A 15,147-nucleotide genomic window follows, 5' to 3' on the forward strand; every position below is an offset into this window, starting at 1 on the left:
AGCCCTGCTCGTATAACGACCTATACGTCGGCTCTTCGAAGAGCCGAAAACAAAGCCGCGACAGCGAAAAGCCCGCAAGCGACGGACGCGGCCACCTGGACGCTCGCCGTGCAGGCCGCCCGGGCGGCGGTGAGCAGCTCGGTGGCCGCCGCGAAGTCGTGGGCCGCGGCTTCGGCCTGTGCCGGTCCGGCCGAAGCCAGCCGTGCCGCCGCGTCGGGCACGCCGGGTGGCAGCACCAGGTGGGCCGCGTAGACGGCCGCCGCCAGCGAGCCGAACGCCGTCGTGCCCAGGCCCGCCCCGAGTTCGTAGCCGGTCTTCTCGACCGCGGCCGCGCCGCCCGCCCGGTCGGCGGGGGCGGCCGACAGCAGCGTGTCCGTGCTCGACGTCAGCGCGAGCGCCATGCCGAAGCCCGAACCGGCCAGTGCCCCGCCCAGCCACCACGGCGACACGAGCCCGCCTGCCGCCGGGATGCCGAAGGCCGCCGCCGCGAGCGCGAACCCCGCCGTGCGGACACGGGTGGTGCCGAACCGTTCCAGCAGCGCCGGCGCCACCACGCTGCCGGCCGCGGACGCGCCGAGCACGAGCAGCAGCCGGGCGGCCGCGGCGGTCGGGGAAAGGCCGAGCACCACCTGGAGGTACTGGGCGAGCAGCAGCCCGAGCCCGACCAGGGTGCTCATCACCAGCAGGATCCCGCCGGCCGCGGCCGGCACCCCCGGCCGCCCGAACAAGGCCAGGTCCAGCAGGGGTGTTTCGGCCCGCCGCTGGCGGCGCACGAAGAGCGCGAGGAGAACGCACCCGGCGGCGCCCGCCGCGAAGCCGCCCCCCGACGGCCCGACGGCGGCGGCGATCCCGAGCACCCCGCCGGCGGCCAGCACGGCGCTGAGCGCGTCCCACGGCGCACGTCCGGGTGGGCTCCGCGGCAGCCACCGCAGCGCCGCCACGACCGCGGCCAGGATCACCGGCGGGTTGACCAGGAACGTCGCCCGCCAGCCCCACACCTGCACGAGCACCCCGCCGAGGACCGGCCCGAACACCGAGCCGGTCCCGGCGATGCCGCTGCACACCGCGATGGCGGTGCGCCGCCGCCGCCGGTCCGGGAACAGCTCCCGCAGCAGCGCCATCGTCACCGGCATGATCAGGGCGCCGCCGACGCCGAGAGTCGTACGCGCGGCGAGCAGCGCCGGGACGCCGGGGGCGAGCGCGCAGCCGAGCGACGCCACCCCGAACACCGCGTAGCCGGTGACGAGCACGCGTCGCCGTCCGAAGCGGTCGCCGAGCGTGGCGGACGGCAGGAGCAGTGGCGCCGCGGCGAGCGGGTAGCTCGCCACGATCCACACCTGCGCGGCCGCACCGGGCCGCAGCTGCCGGACGAGGTCGGGCAGCGCGACGTGCAGCACGGTCGCGTCCACCGCGACCAGGAAGAGGCCGGCGCCGAGCACGGCCAGCAACGGCCACGCGCGGACGCCCGCGTGCGTCACGGCCACAGCAGGTCCGCGAGGTGCCGCGCGACGACGTCGACGTGGGGCGGGTCGACGACCGACAGGTGGTGCGCCGCGACCGGGACGATCTCCAGCCGCGGGCACAGCCGGTCCCACCCCGCCGCGGGGTCGGTGCGGGAGTAGCGCGGTTCCATCGCGAGCCCGGCGGCGTACGGTTCGGTGGCCCGGTACAGCACCACGCGGCCGTCGTAGGGCCGCGGTGTCCCGCGTTCCGCGGCCAGGGTGTCCAAAAAGGACTGGTGCTGGTGCCGCAGGACGCCGGGGCTGAGCAACCCGGCTTCGGCGACCCGGCGCATGGTGAGCTCGATCTGTTCTTCTTCGGGCAGCGGCGCGAGTTCGTCGTGGCCGAGCCGGACGGTCCGGCCGTAGGTGCCTTCGACGTAGCCGGTGAAGCGCAGGAACCGCCGGGCCGACGACGCGCGCGGATCGAGGTCCGGCTCGGGCAGCGGCAGCATGGTGTCGATGAGCGCGACGAGCTCGACCGGCTCGCCCTCGTCGGCGAGCCGAGCGGCGACGCCGTAGGCGAGGGCGCCGCCGAACGACCAGCCGGCGAGGCGGTAGGGGCCGTGGGGCACACGGGCCCGGACGAGCGGCAGGAGCCGTTCGACGCGGTCCTCGATGCCGGCGCCGGGCACGCGTTCGAAGCCGACGCAGGGGACGCCGGCGGGCAGCCGGTCCAGCAGCGGGCGGTAGACGGTGCAGGTGCTGCCGCCGGGGTGGAACAGCAGCAGGGGCGGGGTGCCGGCGTCGCCGGGTGCGAGCAGGTGCACGGGCCCGCGTGCCTCGCGGGTGTCGAGGAGGGCCCGCGCGACATCGGCGACGGCGGCGAGCGAGTCGTGGCGCAGGAGGTCCGCCGGGTCGACGGGGGTGTCGAGTTCGGTGGCGAGGCCGTCGGCGAGCAACTGGGCCAGCTGCTCGGGTTGCGGGGTGCTGGTCAGCCGGACGTGCGGGCCGGCGGCCTCGGTGCCGGTGTGCTGCCGCCAGAGCCGGAGGACCAGGCGATCGGCGGCGTCCCAGGCCCGGCCCCGGGCGGGAGGTTCGTCCCCGCGGGGGGCGAGATCGCGGTTGAGGTCGGCGAGGGTGGCTCCCCGGAGAACGGCGGCAGCATCGGGTTCGGCGCCGAGTTCCCGCCGGACGGTTTCGCGGATCCGGTTGGCCATGAGCGAGTCGAGCCCGAGGTCGACGAGCGGGACATCGGGGTCCAGGCGGTCGGGGGACAGGCCCATGACGGCGGCGACGATGGCGGCGAGGCGATCGCCGGCGGTGGCTGGTGGGGTGGGTTCGGTGGGGTGGCTTGCGGAACGACCCGGAGTGGCGTGGGGTCCGGCGGCTATGGCCGGGGCGGTCGCGGTGGCTCCCGCCGAGGCACTCGCGGTGGCTGGTGCGGTGAGCCGGGCAGAGTGGCCCGGAGCTGCGGTCGCGGTGCCTGATGCGGCGAGCCGCTCACCGGCGGCGGCCGGGCGCTGCTCGGCGTTGTCCGTGTCGGTGCGCGTGTCCGTGTACCAGTGCCGCTCGTGGCGCCATGGCATCGGGGGCACGTCCGTGAGCTGGGCGCCGTCGTCCGGGGTGGTTGCCGTGATGCGGGTGCCCGCGCAGTACAGCGTTGCCGCGGCCGCCGCGAAGGCGCGGACCTCGTCCTGGCCGCGGCGGAGGGTGCCCGTCACCACCGCGTCCGTGATCCCGGCCGCTTCGAGGGTGCGGGCCAGCGATCCCCGCAGGATCGGGTGCGGAGACACCTCCACGAACACGCGGTGGCCGTCCGCGGCCGCCGCGGTGACCGCCTGGCGGAACCGGACCGGGCGGCGCAGGTGCGCGGCCCAGTAACCGGCGTCGAAGTCCGGGAGCTCGCGCGGGTCGGTCAGCACCGTGTCGTACCAGGGCACCAGCGGCCGCCGGCCACCCAGCTCGGCGAGCGCGTCGCGCAGGGCGCCGAGGACCGGCTCGACCCCGGCCGAATGCCCGGCGACACCGACGGGCAGCCGCCGCGCGCTCCGCCCGGCGGCCTCGAGCTCGGCTACCAGGCGGTCGAGCACCTGGGCGTCCCCGGCGACGGTCACCTGACCCGGCGCCGAGTCGACCGCGAGCTCGACGCCGGGGTGCTCGGCGAGCTCGTCGGGTGTCAGCTCGACCGCGGCCATCGCGCCGCCCGGGCCGGCCGTTTCCAGCAGCCGGGCCCGGGTGGCGACCAGGTGGACGGCCTCGTCGGCGGTCAGCACCCCGGCCACGACGGCCGCGGCCGCGGACCCGAGCGAGTGCCCGAGGACGGCGGCCGGCCGGACCCCGAACGCCTCCCACCGCGCGGCCAGCGCGACCTGCGTCCCGAAGATCGCCGGCTGGGTTTCCGCCAGCGTCCGGGGAGCGGCGCCGGTGAGCAGCGAGCGCAACGACCGTCCGGTGTGCTCGGTGAAGGCGTCGCCGAGCTTGTCGACCTGCGCGGCGAAGGCGGGCTCGACGGCCAGGAGGTGCCGGCCCATCCCGGCCCATTGGGACCCATGCCCGGAGAAGACGAAAACGGGCCCCTCCCCGGCGACGGCGGCACCGGTGACGGCACCGGCGGGCAGGGGGTCGGCGCGATCTCCGACGGCTCGCAGCAGCGCGGCGAGCTCGCGGTGGTCCGGGGCTACGACGGCAGCCCGGTGCGGGCCGGAGTTGTCGCGCCGGAACAGGGTGTGGGCGACGTCGGCGAGCGAACTCCGGCGCCCGGCGGGGGAGTCCAGCCAGTCCGCCAGCTGGGTGGCCCGCTCGGTGAGACGGTCCCGGGTCCGCGCGGACAGCAGCCCGATCCGGACACCGCCGGTGCTGAACGGCTGCGCATCGATTCGCCCCGGAGCGCCGGTGCTGAACGGCTGGGCATTGTCCCGCCCCGAAGCGCTGGTGGCGGTCGGCGGCGCACTGTTCCGCCCTGAAGCGCCGGTGTCGGTCGGCTGGACACCGTTCCGCCCTGGAGCGCCGGTCCCGGTTGGCTGGGCGCTGTTCCGCCCCGCAACGCCGGTGCCGGTCGGCTGGGCACTGTTCCGCCCCGAAGCGCCATTGCCGGACCGGCCGCGCTCCTGACCCAGGTCCGGCGCCGCGGCCTCCTCCACCACCACGTGCGCGTTCGTCCCGCCGAACCCGAACGCGGACACCCCGGCCGTCGCGCGGCCGGTGTGGCGGGGCCAGGGCGTCGGCTCGGTCACCACCCGCAGCCCCAGCGAACCGAACGCGATGTGCGGGTTCGGCGCCGCGAAATGCAGCTGCGGTGGCAGGATCCCGTGCTGCATCGCGAGCACCACCTTGATCAGCCCGGCGATCCCCGCGGCCGCCTCGGCATGGGCGATGTTGGTCTTCACCGAGCCGATCAGCAACGGCGCCGCGGCCGCACGGCGCGCGCCCAGCACCGCGCCCAGCGCGCGTGCCTCGATCGGGTCGCCCAGCAGCGTGCCGGTCCCGTGCGCCTCCACATAGTCCACAGTGGACGGATCGACCGCCCGGTACGCCTCCCGCAGCATCGCCTGCTGCGCCAGCGGGTTCGGCGCGGCCAGGCCGTTCGAGCGGCCGTCGGAATTGACCGCCGATGCCCGGATCACCGCGAGCACCCGATCGCCGTCGATTTCGGCGTCGGCCAGGCGTTTGAGCACCACGACGCCGCAGCCCTCGGCGCGCGCGATGCCGTCCGCGGCCGCCGAGAACGTCTTGCAGCGGCCGTCGCCAGCCAGCAGGCCCGCGGCCGCGAACGCCGCCGTCGGGCCCGGGAGCAGCATGAGGTTGACCCCCGCCGCCAGCGCCAGGTCCGCGTCGCCGTCACGCAGCGCGCGCACCGCGTGGTGCACCGCGACCAGCGACGACGAGCATGCGGTGTCCACCGCCATGCTCGGCCCGCGCAGGTCGTAGACGTACGACAGCCGGTTGGCCGCGATGCTGCCCGCCGCACCGGTCGCCGTCCACAGGTCCGGCGAGCCGCCGGTCATCGTGAGGTGGCCGTAGTCGTGGGTGGCGATGCCGGTGAACACGCCGGTCCGGCTGCCGCGCAGCGACGCCGGCGCGATGCCGGCGTGCTCCAGCGCCGCCCAGGTGACCTCCAGGAGCATCCGCTGCTGCGGGTCCATCGTCGCCGCTTCGCGTGGCGTGATGCCGAAGTGCTCGGCGTCGAACCCGGCGACGTCGTCGAGGAACCCGCCCAGCACCGGGGCCGCCTCGGCGCTCCAGCGGCCCGGCGGCGCCGTCCGGACCGCGTCGCGTCCGCCGCGCAGCAGGTCCCAGAACTCGCCGGGCCCGTCGGCGCCAGGGAACCGGCAGCCCAGGCCGACGACGGCGACCGGGTCGGTCCGGCGGCGGTCCGTGGCGGCCGGGACGTCCGGCTCTTCGGCACCGGCCAGGCTGCGGACGAGGTGGTCGATGGTCGGGCTTTCCCACAGCAGGGTCGCCGGCAGCCGCCGGCCGAGCCGGTCCTCGAGGTCGGCGGCGATGCCGACGGCCTGGCGGGAGGACAGGCCGTAGTCGCCGAGCGGCCGGTCGGGCTCGGCGGTGACGCCGGTGTGTTCGGCGACGGTGTCCAGGAGCCAGCGGCGCAGGGTGTCGGTCGTCGGCTCGCTCATCGCGCCAGTGCCTTTCCGTAGTCGCCGGCGAGGTAGCGGTCGCGGCAGGCGCCGCGCGCGATCTTGCCGCTGGACGTGCGCGGGACCCGCCCGGGCGGCACGAGCAGCACGTCCCGCAGCGCGAGCCCGTGCGCGTCGGAGATCAGCCGCCGGATCGCGGCGGCGAGCGCGCGTTCGGCGGGTTCGGTCAGCTCCGCGTGGCCGCGGTGTTCGGCGACCACGACGACGGCTTCGGTGTCGGTGCCCGCGACCGCGAAGGCGGCGACGCTGCCGGGGCGGATCGCGGGGTCGGCCGACGCGGCGGTCGCTTCGACGTCCTGCGGGTAGTGGTTGCGCCCGTCGACGATGATCAGGTCCTTGATCCGGCCCGCGATGTACAGCTCGCCCTCGTGGCGGACGCCGAGGTCGCCGGTCCGCAGCCAGGACCGGCCGTCGCCGGCCAGCCGGGCGCCGAAGGTTTCGGTGCTCTCCAGGGGTTTCCGCCAGTACCCCGCACCGACGTTGGGCCCGTGCACCCAGATCTCGCCGACCGAGCCGTCGGGGCGCACGACCCCGGTGTCCGGGTCGACGAGGGCGACGAGCTGCCCGGCCGGGGCACCGCAGGCGACGAGCCGGATGCCATCCTCGGCCGGCCGCGCGGTGCCCGTGGCGAGGGCGTCGCGGTCGAAGGTGGTGACGCGCGGGGTCGCGGCGGGGCCGGTGGTGACGAAGACGGTGGCCTCGGCCAGCCCGTACGCCGGGCGGGTCAGCTCCGGCCGGTACCCGGCGGCGGCGAAGGCGGTGTGGAACCGGTCGAGGACGTCGGGGTTGATCGGCTCGGCGCCGTTGACGATCGCGGCGACGCGGCCGAGCCGCAAGCGCGCGCGGTCGGCCTCGCGGATCCGGCTCGCGCAGTAGTGGAAGGCGAAGTTCGGGGCCGCGCTCCAGCTGCCCGCGTGGTCGCCCAGCAGCTCCAGCCAGCGGACCGGTCGCTCGATGAAGGCCAGCGGGTCCATCAGCACCGAGCGCAGGCCCAGCGCCAGGGGCGTGATCAGGCCGAGGACGAGCCCCATGTCGTGGAACAGCGGCAGCCACGAGACCGTGGTGGCCGCGGCCGGATCGAGGCCGAGGCCGCGCACGACCTGGGTGACGTTGGCGAGCACGTTGGCGTGGGTCAGCACCACGCCGGCCGGGCTGCGCGTCGAACCGGAGGTGTACTGCAGGTACGCGACGTCGTCCGGGGCCGCGGCGGGCGCCGGCCACGTTCGCGCCGGTTCCGGCCGGTCCACCGCGACGACGGCGGTGTCCCGGCCGACGAACTCCTCGACACCCGGCTGGGCGCCGGCCGTGGTGACGACGGCCGACGGCGCGCAGTCGGCGAGGACCGCGGCGAGCCGTCCGGCGTGGCCGGGCAGGCCCGGATCGAACAGGGGCACCGCGATCGCGCCCGCGGTGATCGCGGCGAGGAACCCGACGACGTAGTCCGGGCCCTGCGGGCAGAGCACGGCGACCCGGTCGCCCGGCGACACGGGCAGCGCGCCCGCGGCGGCGTCGACGCGCTCGGCCAGTTGCCGCCAGGACAGGGTGCGCCGCCGCCCCGCGGGGTCCTCGGCGAAGTCGGCGAAAGTGAGGGCGGGGGCGTCGGGCGTGGTCGCCGCCCAGTGGCGCAGGCACGCGGTCAGGGTGTCGCCGCCCACCGCCGGGAAGTTCTCCTGGGACATGGGTTCTCCTTGCGGGTGCTAGCGGCCCAGCCGCGGGGCCGCGTGCTGCCACGCGGCGACGGCCAGGGTGTCGAGGTCGAGGTCGGTCGCTCCGGCGTCGCGGAGCAGGACGAGCACGCCGTCGGCGGCGATGGCGACTGTGCGCAGGCGCAGCCCGGGCAGCTCGGCCGGCTGCCCGGGCAGGGTCAGTACCTGCTGGTAGGACAGGGTTTGCGCGCCGGGAACGGTGGGGCCGGCCGCGACGGTCGTGGTCGAGACCGTGGGCAGGTCCTGGTCGTCGGCGGTGACGCGGGCGCAGCGGCGCGCCTGCACGGCCCAGGCGGTGAGGTCGGGCGGCTGCGGGGTGCGGGCGACGAGTTCGGACAGCTGCCCGCCGGGGACCGCCGTCTGGAAGCCCTGGCCGCTGACCGCGCCGGGGCGCAGCAGCCGGCCGTGGACGACGTCGGCGCACTCCCCGCCGGCACTCCGGTCCGAAGTGGACAGTGCGGTGGCGACGTCGAAGACCTCGCGCGCCGCGGGCTGCCCGGGGACGGCCTCGGCGGGCAGCAGCGCGGCCGGCGGCACGGGTGGCGGCCCGGCGGGCGGTCCGGAAACCGGGACCGCCGTGGCCGGTTTTGCGGGTGAAATGGTGGCCACGGCGGCCGCGGCGATCAGGAGGACGGCGAAGCGGGCCGGAGGAAAACGAATTCGGGCAGCCATGAGGAACCCTTCCGGGAGCATTCTCGGGGAGGTGTGGCCCCGGCGCTGGAGCCCTTCGCCGGGACGCCTCGAGTGACGTCCGATCCGGCGGCACGGCGAAGGCTACGCGGGGAAATCGGTTACCGGAAGCACCTCAAGACCGCGTAAACATCCTCGGGCACAGCGCGTGAGCTGCCGGATTGCAGGTTACTGGCGAGTTCGGTACCGGGTTGTGGCACGGCCGTCCGAGATTGGTCACCCTGCGCGACTACCGCCTCACCCGTGCGGGGGAGTTCGTTTCCCTGGCATTCACATTGTCCGCTCACATCGTGGACAGGACAATTGCTTTTCCGGTCGACTTTCCTTTAGCTTGGCCGCACCTTCGAGGATCGGGAAAGGAAACGCATGCGCCCTTTTGTGAGGTGGTTCACGGCGCTGGCGACGGCGGTGTGCGCGCTGCCCGGCACTCCCGCCTCGGCCGCGGCCGGCGTCCCGGACGCCCGGGCCGACGACGGCTCGCACGTCGTCGCCCAGACCACTGTGGACGGTGACGCGCGGGTGCTTGACCTGACCGTGCGCTCGGCCGGAGCCGGGGCGTACACGATGGTCCGGCTGATCCTGCCGCGGACCTGGGCGGCCGAGCCGGACCGGCGCTGGGCGGCGGTCTACCTGCTGGCCGGCGAGACCCGGCTGCAGGACTACCGCGGCTGGAGCGCGAACACCGACGTCCGGCGGCTGGCCGACGACGCCGGTGTCCTGGTCGTCATGCCCGGTGCGGGATCCGCGGGCTTCTTCAGCGACTGGTGGAACTACGGCAAGGACCTCGCGCTCAACCAGTGGGAGACCTTCACCGCCGTCGAACTGCCGCAGCTGATCGACCGCGGCTACCGCGGCAACGGCCGGCGCGCGGCCGCCGGCCTGTCCCTCGGCGGGTACGGCGCGCTCGAGCTCGCCGCGCGGCGGCCGGGCGTGTTCCGTTACGCGGCCTCCTTCAGCGGCAACGTCAACCCGGCCGGCGCCGGCGGCGACCTGCTGACGAGCGCGATCGTCGCGTCGGCCCACCTCGACCCCGAGGCCCTGTGGGGCGACCGCCGCCGCGAGGCCGCGCGCTGGGAAGCGCACGACCCGCTGGTGAACGCGGACCGCCTGCGCGGCACCGAGCTGTACCTCTCGGCGGGCAACGGGCTGCCGGGCCCGCTCGACGCCAAGCTCCCGATCGACGTCCTGCCCGGGGCGATGCTCCTGGAGTTCCTCTGCGGCGCCCAGACGACGGCGATGGCCGGCCGGCTGCGCGACCTCGGCGTCCCGGTGACGACGGACCTCTACGGCCCGGGCACGCACCAGTGGGCGTACTGGCAGGACCAGCTGCACAAGACGTGGCCGCGGATGCTGCGGGTGCTGGCGTCGTGAAGCCGTCCTACGTGGTCACCGGGGCGGCGGGCGGGATCGGCCGCGCCTGCGTGGCGGAGCTGCTCCGGCGGGGCGCGCACGTGTGGGCGAGCGTACGCACCGACGCGGACGAAGCGGACCTCGAGCGCGCGTACGGCGACGCGGTCACGGTGCTGCGGATGGACCTGCGTGACGCGGAGTCGGTCGCCCGGTGCGGAGAGCGCGTCGCGGCGGCGGGGCCGTTGCGGGGCTTGGTGAACAACGCCGGAGTGGCGCGGCCGGGGCCGCTCGAGCACGTGCCGCTGGCGGCGTTCCGGGAGCAGCTGGAGGTGAACGTCACGGGCCAGCTGGCGGTGACGCGCGCGATGCTGCCGGCGTTGCGGCGCGCGGAATCCCCGCGCGTGGTGACGATCGGCTCCATCGGCGGCCGGATCGCGGGCCCGATGGTCGGGCCGTACCACACGTCGAAGTTCGCCCTGGTCGGCTTGACCGACAGCCTGCGCGCGGAGCTCGCCCCGGAGGGGATCCGGGTGGTGCTGGTCGAGCCGGGAGCGGTGGCCACCCCGATCTGGCCCCGAGCCCGCGCGGCGGCGGAGGAGGTCCGCGAGCGGTTGCCCCCGGCGGCCTTGGAGAGGTACACCGAGCAACTGGCGACGGCAGAACGCAGCGCGGCCCGCTCGGCCCGGACCGGGGTGCCACCACGCCGTGCGGCGGAGACGGTCGTCCGGGCACTGACGTCCCGCCGGCCGGCCCCGCGTTATCTGGTCGGCCGGGACGCCCGGCTGGCGGCGGTGCTGGCGAGCTTGCCGTTCCGGGTGCGGTACCACCTGACGGCGGCCAAGCGATGAGGCGTGGCTGGGAATTTGGCGGTGGTGCGGCGGAGGGCTGGCCGGGTCTGTGGCTGGGGCCGTGCGGCGGCAGTGCGGTGAACGGCCAGCCGAGTCCGACCCACCGCTGGGCCGGAGCGAAGCGATGAGCCGCCTCGTCGTGATCGTCGCCCCGGGCTCGCGCGGTGACGTCCAGCCGTGCGTCGCTCTCGGCCGTGGCCTGGCCGCCGATGGCGATCGTGTCCGCCTGCTCGCCGCGCCCGGCTTCCGGGCGCTCGCCGAAGCCCACGGGCTCGAGTTCGCGCCCCTCTCGGCCGATCCCGCCGCCGTCCTCGGCTCGGCCGCCGGGCGGGCGTGGACCACCGGGAGCCGCCGGAGCTTTCTCTCCGGGTTGCGGGCCGTTCTGCGGCCCGTGCTCGACCGGCTTCTCGCCGACGTCCACGCCGGCGCCGCCGGGGCCGACCTCGTGCTCGCCCCCTCCCTCGGCTTCCTCGGCACGCACCTGGGCGCCCACCTCGGCGTCCCCGACGTCGAGCTGCACTACCAGCCCAGCATCCCGACGCGCGCCTTCGCACACCCGCTCCTGCCGCAGGCCGCCCGGCTCGGCCCGTGGGGACGGCACCTCAGCTTCACCGCCGTCGACGTCTTCGCCTGGCAGGTCCTGCGGCCCGAAGTCGACCGCTGGCGCGTCGAGACGCTCGGCCTGCCGAAGGCCGGACTACGCGGGCCGCGGCGCTCTTCGCCCGTGCTGTGCGGATTTTCCGACGCCGTCGTGCCGCGGCCGCCCGACTGGCCCACGCGGGTGCACGTTACCGGCTACTGGTTCCTCGACACCGCGCACTCGGACCCGGACCCGCGGCTGCGCGACTTCCTCGCCGCGGGACCGCCGCCGGTGTACGCCGGCTTCGGCAGCATGCAGCCCGCCGACGCCGAGCGGACGTACGACGTCGTCACCACGGCGTTGCGCCGGGCCGGGCTGCGCGGCGTCCTCAGTACCGGGGCCGGCGGGGACGACCTGCTCATCGCCGGGGACGTCCCGCACGACTGGCTGTTCCCGCGCACCGCCGCCGTCGTCCACCACGGTGGTGCCGGGACCACCGCCGCCGGGCTGCGGGCCGGGGTGCCGGCGCTGGTCTGCCCCGTCTTCTCCGACCAGCCCTACTGGGGCGAGCGGGTGTCGCGGCTGAGCGCCGGCCCGAAACCGTTGCCGCTGGACGAACTCGACGTCGGATCGCTGACCGCGCGGCTGCGGGAGCTGACGGAGAACCCGCTGTTCCGCCGGGGCGCGCAGTACGTCGGCGCGCGCCTGCGGGCCGAGGCAGGCGTGGCTCGCGCGTGCTCGGTCCTGCGTGCGGGCTAGGTGGTCCGCGGCTCAGGCGAAGATCGCCAGCAGGAGGCCCGCGCCGACGATCACCACGCACGCCGCGATCGTCGTCCGGCGGTAGTGCAGGATCAGCGCCGCGAACTCGCGCAGCAGCGCGCTCGGCAGGAAGTAGCGGGCTGTCGGAGCGCCCGTCGCGTGGAACGGCAGGCCGAGCCGACGGCACTCCACCGCCGCCCGGAACACGTGGTAGCTGCTGGTCACCGCGACCACCCGCCGCGCGCCGGCGGGGAGCAGCGCGGCCGAGAACCGGAGGTTCTCCTCGGTCGTGCGGGCCTGGTCCTCGCACCGGATGCGGTCGTCCGGGATGCCGCGGTCCCGCAGGTAGGCGTGCATCGCTTCGGCTTCGGAGATCGTCTCGCCGGGACCCCGGCCGCCCGAAACGATCAGTAGCGGCGGTGCCTGCTCCCGGTCGTGGAGGCGGATCGCGCGTTCGAGCCGCCCGGCGAGCAGTGGCGGCACCCGCTCGCCGTCGAGGCCGCAGCCGAGCACGATGATCGCGTCGAACCCGCCGCGGCGGCCGATCCGGCTGTACATCACCGAATAGACGAGCAGCGACAGGAAGAGGAACCCGAAGTAGCCGGTCAGCACGACGGCGATGGCCACCAAAGCCGAACCCCACCGGCCGAGCGGGGCGAAGGTCAGCGCCTCCAGCGTGACCAGGCCGGCGCCGAGGCCGAGCGACAGCAGGTTCCCGGCGCTGCGGCCTTCCCGCCGCCACATCCGCACGCCATTGACGATCAGCGCGGCCGGCAGCCCCAGGGCGACGAGCACCGCCACGACGCCCAGCAGCCCGAGCAGCACCGGCGTCAGCCACTCCAGGTGCAGGGCCGCGCGCAGCAGCCACAACGCGGTCAGCAGGAGTGCCACGCCGAGCCAGACGGCGTTGCCCAGCCGCCGCGGTTCGCGCGCCAGCCTCGCTGCGAACACGACGAGGGCCACGCCGGCGGCGACCGGCAGCACCCCACCGGCGACGGTCACCCCGGCCTCCCTGGAATCCCCTGTGGGTCCCAACCTAGCCGGGCTTACCCGGACGGGTGATCTGGCATGGTGAACGCCGTGAGCGATCAGCGACCGGCGTTCGTGCTGCACGAGCACTTTCGCCCGCGGCACCACTTCGACCTGCGGCTGGAGGAGGACGGCGTGCTGCGCTCCTGGGCGGTCCCGCGCGGCCTCCCGCCGGATCCGGGCGCCGACCGGCTCGCCGTCGCCGTGCCCGACCACGCTCTCGACCACCTCGGCTACGAGGACGAGACGAAGAAGATCGCCGACACCGGCTGGTGGGAGGAGCACGACCGGACGGCCAAGCGCATCCTGTTCACCCTGCACGGCCGGGCGGGCGCGGTGCGGTACGCGCTGATCCGCACCGCTCGCGACTGGCTCCTGCACCGCACCCGCGATCAGCCGGGCGAAACCTGAGCACGCGGCCGGAACCGGACCCCGGCCGGCATCGCCCGGTGCGCCCAGTGACCCAGGACGCCCAGCAAGGCGATCTCCAGGACCATCATCAGCCGCTCGACCAGGCCGGTCGCCACGGTGGGCAGGTGGCCGCCGAGGACGACGTTCACCGCGAACGGGACGATGAACGGCAGGTAGAACGGGATCGCCGCCAGCGCCAGCCGCCGCGACCAGGTCGCGAAGCGCCGCCAGCGCGGGTCGTCGCGGTGCCGCCGCCCCAGCGCCCAGCCGACGACCGGCAGGCTCAGGCACGTCACCGCCGAGGCGTACAGGTGGATCTTGCCCGTCGCGGTGACCGCGCCACCCTGCGGATCCTTCGCGAACACCGCGACCGCCAGGAGACTCACGCACCACAACGCCTTCGCCGCCACCAGCGCCGGGTTGGCCAGCAGGCCACGGCGGTAGAGCGCGACCAGCAGCAGCGCCGATCCCGTGCTGGTGAGCAGCAGCGCGCCGTCCCACATCCAGCGGCCCGCGCTCAGCGCGTAGTCGCTGAGCATCGTGCTGACCGGGTCGAGGGGCGCGAGCCGGCGGTCGACGTGCAGCACGGCGAGCAGGACGACGGCGCCGGCGAAGGCGGCGAGGGCGCCGGGCACGAGCAGGCGGGCGCGCAGGCGGGGACGGACGGGTGCGGGACACAGCATGTGGGGAAACACTCCGGGACGGTTCGGCTGGTTCAGGCGCAGGCGCGGACGCTACCCGTGACCTTTCCGTGACCATTGCCGACGCGTCCCCGCTGTGACGCAGGACACCGTCAGTGGTCGCCGTCCTGCGGGATCTCGGCCGAATCCGTGAGCCGCAGCTTGCGCCGCGCCCGCTGGTAGAACGTCGTCATCCCGAGCCGGACCACCCGCGCCGCGCTCGGCCGGCCGCGCAGGTCGAGCCGTTCGCCGGGGGAGACGTACCCCTCGACCTGACCGTCGACCTCCACCGCCAGCCGGCCGCTGGTCGGCAGCAGCTCCAGGGTCACCTCGTCGTGCACCGAGAGCACCACGCCCCGGCTGTACGCCGAATGCGGCGCCGCCGGCGTCACCAGCAGCGCCTCCACCGCCGGGCTGGTGATCGGGCCGCCCGCCGAGAAGCTGTACGCCGTCGAGCCGGTCGGGGTCGCGACGACCACCGCGTCGGCCGAGTAGCTCACGAACGGCTGGCCCCCGACGCGGACGGCCACCACCGCGCTGCCGTCGCCGGGCACCCGCACCACGGCGATGTCGTTGAACGCCGTGATCTTCCGCCCCTGCAGCACCGCGTCCACGGCCAGCCGCGGCTCCACCGTGAACTCGTGGCCGTCGATGGCCGAGAGCGCGCCGGGCAGGTCGGGGACGTCGACCTCGGCCAGGAAGCCGAGCTTGCCGAGGTTCACCCCGAGCACCGGCGCGCGCTGGCCGTCGGCCAGCCGCATGGCCCGCAGCATCGTGCCGTCGCCGCCCAGGCTGACCACCAGGTCGGAGCGGCGGCCGAGCTCCTCGGGCGTCACCCCGATCGCGGCGCAGTTCAGCCGGACGATCTCGTCGGCGATGCCGAGGACTTCGATGTTCCGGTTGCTCGCCCAGCCGAGGACGGCTTCGACGGCGGCCGCGGAGTCGCGGCGGGGGTGCAGCACGAGGCCCGCTGAGTGCATGTCAGCGGCCCTGGGCGGGG

The 15,147-nt window shown here is 75.4% G+C and carries 11 protein-coding genes; 4 read left to right on the forward strand and 7 right to left on the reverse strand.

The features are described 5' to 3' along the window. Positions 1-20: 20 nt before the first annotated feature. Genes AB0M30_RS32155 through AB0M30_RS32170 form a run of 4 tightly spaced genes read right to left on the reverse strand, consistent with a single transcriptional unit; the run spans position 21 to position 8,472 of the window. Positions 21-1,484 (reverse strand): MFS transporter, encoded by a 1,464-nt coding sequence (locus tag AB0M30_RS32155; protein WP_364591454.1) that lies wholly within the window; start codon positions 1,482-1,484, stop codon positions 21-23. Then, complete coding sequence (locus AB0M30_RS32160; protein ID WP_364591457.1) at positions 1,475-6,073, reverse strand: beta-ketoacyl synthase N-terminal-like domain-containing protein; 4,599 nt, start codon at positions 6,071-6,073, stop codon at positions 1,475-1,477. Before AB0M30_RS32160 ends, AB0M30_RS32155 begins: the two co-directional genes overlap by 10 nt. Beyond that, positions 6,070-7,773 (reverse strand): fatty acyl-AMP ligase, encoded by a 1,704-nt coding sequence (locus AB0M30_RS32165; protein WP_364591459.1) that lies wholly within the window; start codon positions 7,771-7,773, stop codon positions 6,070-6,072. Before AB0M30_RS32165 ends, AB0M30_RS32160 begins: the two co-directional genes overlap by 4 nt. Positions 7,774-7,791: 18 nt before the next feature. After that, positions 7,792-8,472, reverse strand: coding sequence for a hypothetical protein (locus AB0M30_RS32170; RefSeq protein WP_364591462.1), 681 nt, complete (start codon positions 8,470-8,472; stop codon positions 7,792-7,794). Between the two features lie 396 nt (positions 8,473-8,868). Between AB0M30_RS32170 and AB0M30_RS32175 the strand changes: the two genes are divergently transcribed. The 3 genes from AB0M30_RS32175 to AB0M30_RS32185 all read left to right on the forward strand — a co-directional run bounded on the left by AB0M30_RS32175 (position 8,869) and on the right by AB0M30_RS32185 (position 12,027). After that, positions 8,869-9,861, forward strand: a complete 993-nt coding sequence (locus AB0M30_RS32175; RefSeq protein ID WP_364591650.1) for an alpha/beta hydrolase family protein — start codon at positions 8,869-8,871, stop codon at positions 9,859-9,861. Next, positions 9,858-10,688 (forward strand): SDR family NAD(P)-dependent oxidoreductase, encoded by an 831-nt coding sequence (locus AB0M30_RS32180; protein WP_364591465.1) that lies wholly within the window; start codon positions 9,858-9,860, stop codon positions 10,686-10,688. Before AB0M30_RS32175 ends, AB0M30_RS32180 begins: the two co-directional genes overlap by 4 nt. Positions 10,689-10,812: 124 nt before the next feature. Further along, positions 10,813-12,027 (forward strand): glycosyltransferase, encoded by a 1,215-nt coding sequence (locus AB0M30_RS32185; RefSeq protein ID WP_364591468.1) that lies wholly within the window; start codon positions 10,813-10,815, stop codon positions 12,025-12,027. A 12-nt stretch (positions 12,028-12,039) separates the two neighbouring features. Here AB0M30_RS32185 and AB0M30_RS32190 read toward each other — a convergent pair whose 3' ends face one another. Continuing rightward, positions 12,040-13,029 (reverse strand): YdcF family protein, encoded by a 990-nt coding sequence (locus AB0M30_RS32190; protein WP_364591471.1) that lies wholly within the window; start codon positions 13,027-13,029, stop codon positions 12,040-12,042. A 78-nt stretch (positions 13,030-13,107) separates the two neighbouring features. Between AB0M30_RS32190 and AB0M30_RS32195 the strand changes: the two genes are divergently transcribed. Beyond that, entirely contained in the window at positions 13,108-13,467 is a 360-nt protein-coding gene (locus AB0M30_RS32195; RefSeq protein ID WP_364591474.1) for a DNA polymerase ligase N-terminal domain-containing protein, read from the forward strand. Here the strand turns inward: AB0M30_RS32195 and AB0M30_RS32200 are convergent. Then, positions 13,449-14,150, reverse strand: a complete 702-nt coding sequence (locus AB0M30_RS32200) for a DUF998 domain-containing protein (RefSeq protein WP_364591477.1) — start codon at positions 14,148-14,150, stop codon at positions 13,449-13,451. The genes AB0M30_RS32195 and AB0M30_RS32200 overlap by 19 nt on opposite strands. 110 nt (positions 14,151-14,260) lie before the next feature. Beyond that, a complete protein-coding gene (locus tag AB0M30_RS32205) occupies positions 14,261-15,127 on the reverse strand; it encodes an NAD(+)/NADH kinase (RefSeq protein ID WP_364591480.1) in 867 nt (288 codons plus the stop codon). Positions 15,128-15,147: the final 20 nt, after the last annotated feature.

The sequence above is a fragment of the Amycolatopsis sp. NPDC051716 genome, assembly GCF_040681595.1.
Classification (GTDB): domain Bacteria; phylum Actinomycetota; class Actinomycetes; order Mycobacteriales; family Pseudonocardiaceae; genus Amycolatopsis.

Bases quoted from the DNA above. Each gene is read 5' to 3' on its own strand.
- AB0M30_RS32160 (WP_364591457.1), bottom strand. From the start codon at position 6,073: ATGAGCGAGCCGACGACCGACACCCTGCGCCGCTGGCTCCTGGACACC.
- AB0M30_RS32165 (WP_364591459.1), bottom strand. From the start codon at position 7,773: ATGTCCCAGGAGAACTTCCCGGCGGTGGGCGGCGACACCCTGACCGCG.
- AB0M30_RS32170 (WP_364591462.1), bottom strand. From the start codon at position 8,472: ATGGCTGCCCGAATTCGTTTTCCTCCGGCCCGCTTCGCCGTCCTCCTG.
- AB0M30_RS32185 (WP_364591468.1), top strand. From the start codon at position 10,813: ATGAGCCGCCTCGTCGTGATCGTCGCCCCGGGCTCGCGCGGTGACGTC.
- AB0M30_RS32200 (WP_364591477.1), bottom strand. From the start codon at position 14,150: ATGCTGTGTCCCGCACCCGTCCGTCCCCGCCTGCGCGCCCGCCTGCTC.
- AB0M30_RS32205 (WP_364591480.1), bottom strand. From the start codon at position 15,127: ATGCACTCAGCGGGCCTCGTGCTGCACCCCCGCCGCGACTCCGCGGCC.